The following is a 10,374-nucleotide window of genomic DNA, read 5'->3' on the forward strand; positions in this document are numbered from 1 at the left end:
GGGTTTTGTTCATCCCCCACTGATTATTAGCCTTCACCAATCGGGCGTTTACGGGCAGTTGATCTCCGACCTAACTTCTTTGCTCCAGCCTAATTTTGAGRTGGGAGTYTTACTGCCCGTTAATGCGGGATAAAAAAGGTAGCTTGATCGCTACCTTTTTCTATTTCTCTACTAGTTCAAATTTCTCTACAATCATTTTTGCTGGGTAGCTTTCAAGTATTTGAGAAGACCATACATTTATTTTATCCCCTGTTTTTAATTGATCATATGCGTTTTTATCCTTAAAGCTCAAGACTGTATCTGATGGATGCTCTTTATTCATTTGTTGTTCCATATAATTTTGCAACTCTACTTTTGTTTCAAACGTTTTATCACCGACAAAAAACACCGTGTCATTTCTTAATATGACATACCCTTTATATTGCCCCGTCCGATTTTTGCTCTCTCCAGAAAAAGTAACATACGAATTCGAACAACTTCCTAAAAAGAAAATACTAATAAAAAAGAATAATGCTCTCTTCATAATGACTCTCCATTCAAAAGCACTTATTTCTTGTCTATTCCTTCCTCTCATTATACTATTAATATACAGAATTTTCTAAATTAGGAGGATTTATATGTTACAACAACAGTTAGAAGAAATTCGTACTAATAATTACATAATGGCTAACACAATTCATATTGATTCCTTAAGTTCCAGTATGCTTCAACATATCGGTGTTACCGATAGCTATTTAAGAGACAAACTCATTTACTCTACTTTTTATCATCTAATCAAGAAGGACTATATTTCACACACCCACTTACAGAAACTATTATCAGAAAGCATCAGTGAAAACTATTTATTCTATAAAATTCATACAGATGACGATGACGCTGTATTTACCCGTGCATTTACAACATTATTAATCGCCCTCATTATAGATGCGGATACCAATCATAATTTCTTATCACAGACTGATATTTCAAATGTAAAAGATAAATTAATTCTATATATGAACAAAGAGCATGACTTACGAGGCTATGTCCAAGAACGTGGCTGGGCACATAGTGTCGCTCATGCTTCAGATACATTTGAAGCGCTTGTTAATAATCCTAAACTGGAAACTTTACATCATGAAGAAATACTACAAACTTTATTAAACAAAGTTTGTGTCCATTCCATCTATTACAAATATGAAGAAGATGAGCGTATCGTTTATCCGATTGTCGCAATGCTACAAAATGGTCTAGAGGAAGAGGTACTCATATTAGCCCTTCATAATTTAGTAGCTCAATTACAAGTTCAAAAACCAACACTACATATTAAATCGTACGAATTTCTATACGGAAATATAAAATCTTTCTTGCGCAGCTTATTTTTCAAATTACGTACAATGTCTATATGTAAAAAAACTGAACGTGAAATTGAAAAATCACTACAAGAACTTCATAAATATTATTACTAAAAAAGAAGGCCACTCAAAAAGTGCCTTCTTCTATTTCACTAATATTTATTTGAAATTTCACGATCCAAACTGAGAAAAGGTGGACAAGAAACGCAATCACCATACATGCTCCGCTCAAAAAGGTTAATACAGGATGCGAATACACATGCCCTAAACCATAAGATGCTCCTACGAAAAATATTGTTATGTAAATATAAATTGCTCCATGTATTTGCCTCATATAAGCCTCCTTTTCCCATATTATAACACGAGTTTTCTGATTATTCATATTAATTAATTGTAATCAATATTTCTCAACTGTTACGCCTCTTACAGCCGCCTTAATATATGGTGCTCCTTGTAAACCTTGTAAATCCTCTGTTTTCCCCGTTACGACTACACCATATATTGGTAAATCTTTTGGGTTGGTGTTTTTTATTTCTTTATAATATTGTTCAAAATAATCACTTGGTATACCTTCACTATTTTTTGCTAAATACTTCATTTGGTACAGAAACTCTTTTGAATTTATTGTTAAATCGTTTCTCACATCTTCTTTTGCCTTTGCATAACTTCCTGCAAACCCAAAAACATTACCAGCCATTTCAGCATTTAGTATTGCACCACTTTTAGGATCTTTTAACCCTACATAAGAATCGCTTTTCTTTTCATTGTATGTATCTACCCAAAACCAAACTGTTTGTATATCTTTTGGAAGCATCTCAACAATTTGTTCAGTTGAATATGGTTTATCAAAAGATAGGGCCACTTCTGCAACCTTATTTTGCAACTCCCCGATATTTTTCAGATCATCTACATAATTTTTATAATTAACAAAAGGTAGATAAAATCTCATCTCTCTTTGCATTGTTTGTACATTATAATCTGGTATCGCAATAGCCTCTTCATCCCTTTTCTCCTCATCTAAACTAACAAGTTCACCATTATAGTGCTTCATACTATAATCCCAGATACCTGATTCGTATATATCATTTATCCATTTTACTGGTTGACCGGCTATATTTTTATAAGAATTATATATTACCGTACTTCCTGTCACACCGAGACTTAAATACATGCTCCCACTGAAACGAATATTAGGGCCTTGAACCTTATGTAGTGCATTCATTTCTCTTTCCATTTTTCTAAACGTTTGTTGAGAAAAATACGTTGCTCCCAAAAACAGACCTACTATAACAATCATGGACGCACAAATAGAAATAAGCCAGTTTCGCCAAAACTGCTTCCTCTTCGCTCTCTTCATCAAAGTCTTCATCTGCTTATCATCCATATTCAAATCAAAGTCCTTCCGACTCATCATTTCTCCTCCTATACAATTTTTTAAATTGATTTCTTGCACGGTACAAACTCGTTTTCACTGTTTCTTCTTTCATACTTAATAAAATGGCAATTTCTTTATAAGATAGTTCATACTCATATTTCAGCAATAATATATGACGATAATCCTCTGTCATCGTCTCCAATATTTCCTGTACTTCTCCTTGCAGTTCACTTGTCAAAAGCACTTCATCTAATGACTTTTGACCAATAAGAACAACAGATTCAATCGCAATTGGATTTAGTCTTTTTTCTTTCCGGTGTAAATCTCGGTGCTGATTGATCGCAACTCTAAATAACCATGGTGTTAAATGCTCTAACGGTATTTCCCCCATAAGTAGTAAGGCTTTATACAACGTATCTTGCACAATATCTTCCGCTTCTTTTCTATCTGCCCCAATCTTAATTAAGTATCCAAACACAGCTTTTGATTTCTCTATTAATAACGATTCAAACGCATCATGGCTCATTCTGCTCTCCTTTCTATATACTCAACGTTTGAGAGCGTAAAATGTATACAGCTTTTCTAAAAAAATTTCATAATAATAAGCACATCCCTTTTGATGTGCTCCTCTCAAAAATACTATTCTATTATTTCATCGCTTCCTTCACAACATCTTGAATCATAACGACTTCTGTTTTCATATCAACAGACGGCGCTTCCTCATCAATACATTCATACCAAAACTCCAAATGCCTTTTATCAATTTCATGATGAGAATTTTCGACAAGAGTACCACCTTCTCCTTGCACAGAATACCAATATAAGTACTCTTCTCCATCTCTTATTTCCCGGAAAATTGTCTCTACATACATCTTTTCGTCGTTTAATGTCAAAAGCACTTCTTTCATATTGTCATTAAGAAGCTGCATCCATTCATCTACACGATGACTTTTACCTTGTTTCACTTTAAATCTCGTTAACTCCACATTCATTTTTATTCCCCCGTTCTCTTACGTACAAACAAACTATATTCTATTGGATTATGAAAACTTAATTTACTAGCTAATTTTTGCGAAGGAATATTGTCTACATTACAATCCCAGCACGGTGTAATATCGTTTTGCATGCAATGTTCAATGAAATGTGTTGCGACAGCTTGGGCTAACCCTTTCCCTTGATGCACTTCATGCGTTGCAATATCAATTTCAGCAAAACTATTCCCTCTAAATATTGAGACGCATTCAGCTATAATTATCCCATCTTGTTCTATACAAAATCCAAAGCCATTATTCAAAAACACTTCTTTTGATCCCCAATATTCTTTGTAATAATCCTCTGTAAATTCATTACTTCGTTCTATATCACTTTTATCAATACGTTTAATTTCATATGTATTTTTGTTTAATTCTATTTTTCTATCTTCAAAAACTTCTCTTTGAAATTGAAATGTCGTTCGTGGGAGGTTCCGAAATGCATTACTAAAGTACTCTTCAATCATCATTTCCCACTCTTCACTCGAAGTGAACAGTGTAAATCGTTTCTCTGTTTTTTCAATGACTGTTTTTATATACGAAAATAAATCTTCGTTATAACTTTGGTCTTGAGTGTCACCAAACAAATAATAAATACCATTAGTGGTGACGATTAGTCCTGCTGTTAATTTCTCATTTATAAAAATCTCACCATTTATGTTTTGATCACAAACTGCATACGCAAAAGTCGTTGTTCGTTGATTCCCTTCTAAAAGTGGAATTACTGTATCGTATTCTTCAATCTCTAACCTTCTCATACGACCTCCACAATAACCGTATCCGCCTCTATATTTTCAAAACAAAGATTTACCGTTCTCTTTAATGCTCTCGTTCTATGAATTGTTCCTGCTGGAATTAAAATGGAATCGTTCAGCTTTAAAACTGCTGTTTCTCTATTTTGAAAATCAATAAGTAATTCCCCCTCTAACACAATGAATAATTCATCCGAATTAGAATGATAGTGCCAATCATATTCACCAGTAAACACAGCAATTCGTAAGCAATGACTATTCACATTTGAAACGACGAAGTTTTTATGTTGGTCTTTAATATCTTTTATTAATTCTAATAGATTTACTGTTTCCATAGTTCTCCCCACCCAATTCCTTCTATCGATTTTCATTTCTCGTTTAATTCCAAATTATCACAAAAATACACATTGTAACAAGCGAGATTTCTCGTAAAGTTTCATTTGCTTTTTACCTATAAATGGATATTATAAATGTAACAAATTTACAAAAAGGAGACTTTGTATATTTGATTAAAAATAAAGTGAAACAATTCCGTGTCGTTAGAGACATCACCCAAGAGCAATTAGCTTCCTCTGTTCAAATCACTAGACAATCCCTCATCGCTATCGAGAAGAATAAATACAACCCAAGTTTAGAATTAGCATTGAAATTATGTGAGTTTTTTAACTGTAAAGTAGAAGATTTATTTCAATTAGACAAAACTGGGGAGGAAAAAGAATGAAAAATACTTTTAATCAAGAATTCATTTCACATCTTACCATTTTAATGTTAGGATCGATTTTCCTTTATTTCAATAGTAGTGATGAAGAAAAGATTCGTTCTGTCCTTCTATTCGCTGGCGTATACATACTCTTAGCCTTGGTACTATTTGTAGTGAAACGAATATTCTTTAAGAAAAAAAAGAAAGAGTCCGAGAAATACCCATTACCTGCGATAGATGAACGAATTGAGAAAATGAGTTTAAAGCTTATGGCGCAAATTTTTGGTCTCTCTCATTTAATCGGCTCTGCGATACTATTTATTTTATATATTACTGACAAAAATTCGACGATACGAGTAGAGTATGCCCTGTATTACTTGTTTGGAATTCTTTTCTTCACAATGATGTTCGGCTTGAAAATTGTAAAGAAATTAGATAATTAGTTTAAACAAAAAGACCCTTCCTTCATAGGAAAGGTCTTTATTTTATTTCTATTATGATAAAGCAGGAGCTTTTTCAAGAAGCTCTTTCGCATCAGCGTATTGTAAGCCGTGCGCTTCTGCAACTGCTTCGAATGTTACATAGCCATCTAATGTGTTAATACCTTTTAATAATGCAGCGTTGCCTAGGCAAGCTTCTTTGTAGCCTTTGTTAGCAATTTGTACTGCATATGGTACTGTTACGTTTGTTAATGCAAGAGTTGATGTACGTGGAACCGCACCTGGCATATTTGCAACTGCATAGTGAACAACACCATATTTCTCATAAGTTGGGTTGTCATGAGTTGTAATACGGTCAGTTGTTTCGAAAATACCACCTTGGTCAATCGCAATATCTACAACGACAGAACCTGGTTCCATTGATTGAATCATTTCTTCTGTTACAAGTTTTGGCGCTTTTGCACCTGGGATTAATACTGCACCGATTACAAGATCAGATTCTCTTACAGCTTCTGCAATGTTGTACGGGTTAGACATTAACGTTTTTACTTGGTTTCCAAAAATATCATCTAATTGACGAAGACGTTCTGCACTTAAGTCGATGATTGTTACATCTGCACCTAAACCTACTGCAATTTTCGCTGCGTTTGTACCAGCTTGACCACCGCCGATAATTGTTACTTTACCGCGCTTAACCCCTGGAACACCTGCAAGTAAAATACCTTTTCCGCCTTTGTTTTTCTCAAGGAACTGTGCACCGATTTGCGCAGACATACGACCTGCAACTTCACTCATTGGTGCAAGTAATGGTAAAGAACGATTGTCTAACTGTACTGTTTCGTATGCAATTGATACCACTTTGTTATCAATTAATGCTTTTGTTAATTCTGGCTCTGGAGCTAAGTGTAAATATGTGAATAAAATTAAACCTTCACGGAAATAACCGTATTCACTTGCAACTGGCTCTTTTACCTTCATAACCATATCTTGATTCCATGCTTCTTCAGCAGTTTCAACAAGTTTCGCACCAGCTTGTACGTATTCTTCATCTGTAAAGCCTGATCCTACACCTGATCCTTTTTGAACAAAAACTTCATGACCATTTTGTACTAAATGTACAGCTCCCGCTGGCGTCATTGCCACACGGTTTTCATTGTTTTTAATTTCTGTTGGAATACCGATACGCATTATTAGTTCCCCCTTGAGTTATGAAATGACCCCTGAATCATTTTTTAAAGCGCTTTCTACGCTCTTATATTCTAACATAATATCTCAATATTTGACAAAAAATAATACAGGTTTTCCGATAGATTTAATCTTACATTAAAGGACAGTATTATCCGTACCTCTCAGTATAAAGGATAAACTGTCCAATTATTCGAAACTTCACTTTATTTAATTCTATCGATGTCTATGAATAACATCAACAGCGCCTGTTACTTCAATAATCGTACCAGTAATCATATCAGAATCGTCCTCACATAAAAACGAAATGGTTCTTGCAATATCTTCGCCTGTTCCAGATCTACCAATTGGTGTGTTACTACCTTTCAGATTTCGCGCTTCTTCAATCGTTGCTTCTTTCATTTCACCAATTATATCACCAGGGCAAACCATATTCGCAGTAATACCATATTCCGCCTCTTCGTAAGCTACTGTTTTCGTTAATGAAACAAGTCCTACTTTCGCAGCCGCAAAGGCTGAACGATAAATCCATCCAGGTGCGCTATCTGCCCCTTGAAATCCATAGTTAATAATACGGCCAAATTGCTGGTTTCTCATAATCGGTACGACAAGTTTTAATAAATGAAACACCGCTGTTAAATTACCCTGGATCATTTCATTCCATTCGTCTTCTTCGTAATCGACTAATTTTTTCCTTTCAAATACGTAAGGACCAGCATTATTAATTAAAAAGTCAATTTTGCCAAAACGGCTCATCGCTTCTTCTACTATTTTATGTAAATCTTCCTTTTTCGTGACATCAGCTTGCACGAACTGTAGACGGTCTTCCATATTTTTATATGTTTCTTTCATCGTTTCCATAGCAGTTATATCGCTATGATACGTTACTGTTACTGAATATCCTTTAGCCAATAGCTTTTCTGTTACTTTCTTTCCTAAACCTTTCGTACCGGCTGTAATGAGCGCATGTCTCACAAAACTGCCTCCTTTTAAATTGCCATACTTCATATGTAACAAGTTCTCGCTCCAATTACAACTAAAATGAATTGAAACAAAGTTTTCAAAATTCTGTAACGTTTTAACAGGCACATTACCATAATTTGTTTTATAATTAAGTTGTAAACAGTTATAAAAATGATTGGGAGGAATTTACTATGAATAATACATATACAAATATTTTAATCGCGGTGGACGGTTCTAAAGAAGCAGAAAAAGCCTTTAAAAAGGCAATTCAAGTCGCAAAACGAAACAATGCAACATTAACAATTGCTCATATCGTTGATGTAAAAGCATACTCAGCAGTAGAGGCGTATAGCCGAGCAATTGCTGAACGTGCAAATCTATTTGCAGAAGACTTATTAGAAGACTACAAAAAAACTGCGCTTGAAGCTGGCCTTGAAAACATTGAAACTGTATTAGAATTCGGTAATCCTAAATCTAAAATTTCAAAAGAAATTGCTCCAAACAATAAAGTAGACTTAATTATGTGTGGTGCAACTGGTTTAAATGCTGTTGAGCGTTTCCTAATTGGTAGCGTCTCTGAACATATTATTCGCTATGCGAAATGCGATGTCCTTGTTGTTCGTGGTGATGAGGAGCAAGGTGATCTTTAATTTATAATAAAAAAACACCAAGTCCACATGGGCTTGGTGTTTTTCATTTCACATATTTCACTACAAATACGAAACAAGCTACAACAACAATGACAACTGCAAACACATAAGGCGGAAGGAACTTCAAAGACCATAGCGCCATCATTAACGTCGCTATCGCTAAGTATGCTTGCTTTGCATCTTCTGTCATTTTTTTACGAAGTAAGAAAACATACAAATAACCAATTGGCGGCGTAATAAAACAAATAACATATATGATTTTAGATTTTAAATACCACTTTTGTTCCCCAAGTTTCTTTATTTCCTCTTCTATTCTCTTATGCTCTTGTTCTCTCGCTTCTTCTTCAATAGGATCTTCCTCTTCTCCACGCTTTTCTTTCATATAAGGAAGAAAGTGCATGAAAAAATAACATGCAAATACAATTGCCCAAAATTCAATATCCAATCTTTCTAGTGGAATATGCTCACTAAAAAATGCAGCAGCAATCACTAAAGAAAAACAATACGTTGTCATCCAAAATGAACGTTTTCTCTTTTTCCGTTCTATTTCTTTTTTATCTTTTACTTCTTGTACTTTCTTTTTTCTAGAAAGCCATACAGAAATACAGCAATCTACTACAAATAAAGTAAAGATAGATATTGCTATATGTATTGTTTTTACATTCTCAAATGTAAATATTTTTGGGAATGCAACGTGTAATACAATTAGCGTATACAAAATTAACCCTACAAAATAAATACGTCTCATTTTCCATTCCTTTCTTATTTTCTAACATTACACTAACATACATTTTTTAGTAATAGACGGACAAAATATATGTGTTTAGAAAAGGAGGGTGCTACATGGATGATTATGAACGTATTATTTTAGATGTGAATGGGAAAGAAATCGAAATGTTAGATACGATCCGCACACATTTTAAAGAGAAACATGGTGTGGAAGTAAGTAATGGTGCATTACTTAGAGATTTGATGGATATTGAGTATATTCGAATTACGGAAGGTCGACATAAGTATGATTAATCGATGAAGCTTTAAGCCTAGAACATATTGTTCTAGGCTTAATTAAATCTATACGAAAAATGTTATAATTAGGAAAAAGAATGGAGGATACCAAAATATGCAATCTGAAAATATCTCAAAACATTTTCATACATTACATGTGCAAAGAAACCAGTTCCTTCCTAAGCTTCATTCACTTTCACACGAACAACTATGGTACAGGAAAGAGGACGGAAAATGGTCTATTGGTGAACACTTTTATCACTTATATTTAATTGCAAGAATGCTAAAAGTAGMGATTAAATTCTCTTTCACTCTTATTCCTTATGCCAAACTAAGAAAAAACGCCCCATTTGCAACTGACATACATGATATTTATGCCGAATATAAAGAAAAACACGGCAAAGGAATGAAAGCTCCTTGGATTTTAATCCCTTCAAAAAAAGTCTATTACTCTATGAATGTAAACGAATTAGAAGAATTACTTTCAAGTGAAACAGATGAAATAAAAAAACTAGTTCAAAATATAGAAGAAAATATTGCAGGACATATCGTATTTTTAGATCCAATTGCTCACTACCCTAACCTTATTCAATCTATCCAACTATTAGCGATTCATGAGAAGCATCATTTTATGATTATGAAAAACAATTATGAAATGATAGATACATACCTAAAAATCTAAATACAAAAAGGTAAGGTACTTTCTAAAAAAGCACCTTACCTTCTATATCATACATCATTTAACTTCCAACAAACGCTATGGCTAACCCCTTCGCCTTCTCCAAAGCTTTTTCAATTTGTTCAAACCCTGTTCCGCCAGCACTGTTACGACGCTTTACAGCTGCATAAGGTGAAAGAACTTCATATAAATCTTCTTCAAATAACGGACTCATTTCTTTATACGTTTCAAGTGGTACATCTAATAAATAAATTCCTTTT

The 10,374-nt window shown here is 33.9% G+C and carries 16 protein-coding genes and 1 pseudogene; 6 read left to right on the forward strand and 11 right to left on the reverse strand.

Going from position 1 to position 10,374, the window contains the following annotated elements; genetic code table 11:
• Positions 1-160 precede the first annotated feature (160 nt).
• Entirely contained in the window at positions 161-523 is a 363-nt protein-coding gene (locus AC1DTM_RS12440; RefSeq protein WP_016106333.1) for a DUF3221 domain-containing protein, read from the reverse strand.
• 94 nt (positions 524-617) lie between these two features.
• Here AC1DTM_RS12440 and AC1DTM_RS12445 point away from each other — a divergent pair, with 94 nt between their 5' ends.
• Positions 618-1,448: a DUF2785 domain-containing protein gene (locus AC1DTM_RS12445; protein ID WP_016106334.1), complete on the forward strand. Its 831-nt coding sequence runs from the start codon at positions 618-620 to the stop codon at positions 1,446-1,448.
• A 13-nt stretch (positions 1,449-1,461) separates the two neighbouring features.
• Here the strand turns inward: AC1DTM_RS12445 and AC1DTM_RS12450 are convergent, their stop codons facing one another.
• The 6 genes from AC1DTM_RS12450 to AC1DTM_RS12475 form a co-directional block, all read right to left on the reverse strand.
• Positions 1,462-1,668: a hypothetical protein gene (locus tag AC1DTM_RS12450; protein WP_016106335.1), complete on the reverse strand. Its 207-nt coding sequence runs from the start codon at positions 1,666-1,668 to the stop codon at positions 1,462-1,464.
• 63 nt (positions 1,669-1,731) lie between these two features.
• Positions 1,732-2,745, reverse strand: a complete 1,014-nt coding sequence (locus tag AC1DTM_RS12455) for an anti sigma factor C-terminal domain-containing protein (protein ID WP_199715234.1) — start codon at positions 2,743-2,745, stop codon at positions 1,732-1,734.
• Positions 2,726-3,235, reverse strand: a complete 510-nt coding sequence (locus AC1DTM_RS12460; protein ID WP_016106337.1) for an RNA polymerase sigma factor — start codon at positions 3,233-3,235, stop codon at positions 2,726-2,728. Before AC1DTM_RS12460 ends, AC1DTM_RS12455 begins: the two co-directional genes overlap by 20 nt.
• A gap of 121 nt (positions 3,236-3,356) precedes the next feature.
• Positions 3,357-3,701 (reverse strand): DUF6176 family protein, encoded by a 345-nt coding sequence (locus AC1DTM_RS12465; RefSeq protein ID WP_016106338.1) that lies wholly within the window; start codon positions 3,699-3,701, stop codon positions 3,357-3,359.
• 2 nt (positions 3,702-3,703) lie between these two features.
• On the reverse strand, positions 3,704-4,498 hold the full coding sequence (locus AC1DTM_RS12470) for a GNAT family N-acetyltransferase (RefSeq protein ID WP_016106339.1): 795 nt from the start codon (positions 4,496-4,498) through the stop codon (positions 3,704-3,706).
• Positions 4,495-4,827 carry a cupin domain-containing protein gene (locus tag AC1DTM_RS12475; RefSeq protein WP_016106340.1) on the reverse strand — a complete coding sequence of 111 codons (333 nt, stop codon included), beginning with the start codon at positions 4,825-4,827 and terminating at the stop codon, positions 4,495-4,497. Before AC1DTM_RS12475 ends, AC1DTM_RS12470 begins: the two co-directional genes overlap by 4 nt.
• A gap of 122 nt (positions 4,828-4,949) precedes the next feature.
• On the opposite strand from AC1DTM_RS12475, the gene AC1DTM_RS12480 reads away from it, so the two are divergent.
• Entirely contained in the window at positions 4,950-5,213 is a 264-nt protein-coding gene (locus AC1DTM_RS12480) for a helix-turn-helix transcriptional regulator (RefSeq protein ID WP_002003636.1), read from the forward strand.
• On the forward strand, positions 5,210-5,635 hold the full coding sequence (locus AC1DTM_RS12485; protein WP_016106341.1) for a hypothetical protein: 426 nt from the start codon (positions 5,210-5,212) through the stop codon (positions 5,633-5,635). Before AC1DTM_RS12480 ends, AC1DTM_RS12485 begins: the two co-directional genes overlap by 4 nt.
• Before the next feature lie 51 nt (positions 5,636-5,686).
• On the opposite strand, the gene ald is transcribed toward AC1DTM_RS12485, so the two are convergent.
• Together ald and AC1DTM_RS12495 are read right to left on the reverse strand one after the other, a co-directional pair.
• Entirely contained in the window at positions 5,687-6,820 is a 1,134-nt protein-coding gene (gene ald / locus AC1DTM_RS12490) for an alanine dehydrogenase (RefSeq protein ID WP_002145405.1), read from the reverse strand.
• Between the two features lie 213 nt (positions 6,821-7,033).
• A complete protein-coding gene (locus AC1DTM_RS12495) occupies positions 7,034-7,825 on the reverse strand; it encodes an SDR family oxidoreductase (protein ID WP_033714931.1) in 792 nt (263 codons plus the stop codon).
• 146 nt (positions 7,826-7,971) lie between these two features.
• On the opposite strand from AC1DTM_RS12495, the gene AC1DTM_RS12500 reads away from it, so the two are divergent.
• Positions 7,972-8,430: a universal stress protein gene (locus tag AC1DTM_RS12500; RefSeq protein ID WP_002112239.1), complete on the forward strand. Its 459-nt coding sequence runs from the start codon at positions 7,972-7,974 to the stop codon at positions 8,428-8,430.
• Positions 8,431-8,473: 43 nt separating this feature from the next.
• Here the strand turns inward: AC1DTM_RS12500 and AC1DTM_RS12505 are convergent, their stop codons facing one another.
• Positions 8,474-9,178, reverse strand: coding sequence for a hypothetical protein (locus AC1DTM_RS12505; protein WP_016106342.1), 705 nt, complete (start codon positions 9,176-9,178; stop codon positions 8,474-8,476).
• Positions 9,179-9,273: 95 nt separating this feature from the next.
• Here AC1DTM_RS12505 and AC1DTM_RS12510 point away from each other — a divergent pair, with 95 nt between their 5' ends.
• The gene (locus tag AC1DTM_RS12510; RefSeq protein WP_002112241.1) at positions 9,274-9,453 is read left to right on the forward strand and encodes a hypothetical protein; all 180 of its coding nucleotides are present in this window, start codon (positions 9,274-9,276) and stop codon (positions 9,451-9,453) included.
• A 97-nt stretch (positions 9,454-9,550) separates the two neighbouring features.
• The gene (locus tag AC1DTM_RS12515; RefSeq protein ID WP_477000278.1) at positions 9,551-10,117 is read left to right on the forward strand and encodes a DinB family protein; all 567 of its coding nucleotides are present in this window, start codon (positions 9,551-9,553) and stop codon (positions 10,115-10,117) included.
• A gap of 58 nt (positions 10,118-10,175) precedes the next feature.
• On the opposite strand, the pseudogene AC1DTM_RS12520 reads toward AC1DTM_RS12515, so the two are convergent.
• Positions 10,176-10,374: pseudogene (locus AC1DTM_RS12520) on the reverse strand (argininosuccinate lyase); the annotation flags it as partial.

It is taken from the genome of Bacillus sp. P4_D3 (assembly GCF_056401855.1).

What these genes read in the sequence shown, in the direction of transcription:
- AC1DTM_RS12450 (WP_016106335.1), bottom strand. Translation starts at nt 1,668, where the DNA reads ATGAGGCAAATACATGGAGCAATTTATATTTACATAACAATATTTTTC.
- AC1DTM_RS12485 (WP_016106341.1), top strand. Translation starts at nt 5,210, where the DNA reads ATGAAAAATACTTTTAATCAAGAATTCATTTCACATCTTACCATTTTA.
- AC1DTM_RS12475 (WP_016106340.1), bottom strand. Translation starts at nt 4,827, where the DNA reads ATGGAAACAGTAAATCTATTAGAATTAATAAAAGATATTAAAGACCAA.
- AC1DTM_RS12470 (WP_016106339.1), bottom strand. Translation starts at nt 4,498, where the DNA reads ATGAGAAGGTTAGAGATTGAAGAATACGATACAGTAATTCCACTTTTA.
- AC1DTM_RS12500 (WP_002112239.1), top strand. Translation starts at nt 7,972, where the DNA reads ATGAATAATACATATACAAATATTTTAATCGCGGTGGACGGTTCTAAA.
- AC1DTM_RS12460 (WP_016106337.1), bottom strand. Translation starts at nt 3,235, where the DNA reads ATGAGCCATGATGCGTTTGAATCGTTATTAATAGAGAAATCAAAAGCT.
- ald (WP_002145405.1), bottom strand. Translation starts at nt 6,820, where the DNA reads ATGCGTATCGGTATTCCAACAGAAATTAAAAACAATGAAAACCGTGTG.
- AC1DTM_RS12505 (WP_016106342.1), bottom strand. Translation starts at nt 9,178, where the DNA reads ATGAGACGTATTTATTTTGTAGGGTTAATTTTGTATACGCTAATTGTA.
- AC1DTM_RS12480 (WP_002003636.1), top strand. Translation starts at nt 4,950, where the DNA reads ATGGATATTATAAATGTAACAAATTTACAAAAAGGAGACTTTGTATAT.
- AC1DTM_RS12465 (WP_016106338.1), bottom strand. Translation starts at nt 3,701, where the DNA reads ATGAATGTGGAGTTAACGAGATTTAAAGTGAAACAAGGTAAAAGTCAT.
- AC1DTM_RS12495 (WP_033714931.1), bottom strand. Translation starts at nt 7,825, where the DNA reads ATGAAGTATGGCAATTTAAAAGGAGGCAGTTTTGTGAGACATGCGCTC.
- AC1DTM_RS12445 (WP_016106334.1), top strand. Translation starts at nt 618, where the DNA reads ATGTTACAACAACAGTTAGAAGAAATTCGTACTAATAATTACATAATG.
- AC1DTM_RS12455 (WP_199715234.1), bottom strand. Translation starts at nt 2,745, where the DNA reads ATGAGTCGGAAGGACTTTGATTTGAATATGGATGATAAGCAGATGAAG.
- AC1DTM_RS12510 (WP_002112241.1), top strand. Translation starts at nt 9,274, where the DNA reads ATGGATGATTATGAACGTATTATTTTAGATGTGAATGGGAAAGAAATC.
- AC1DTM_RS12440 (WP_016106333.1), bottom strand. Translation starts at nt 523, where the DNA reads ATGAAGAGAGCATTATTCTTTTTTATTAGTATTTTCTTTTTAGGAAGT.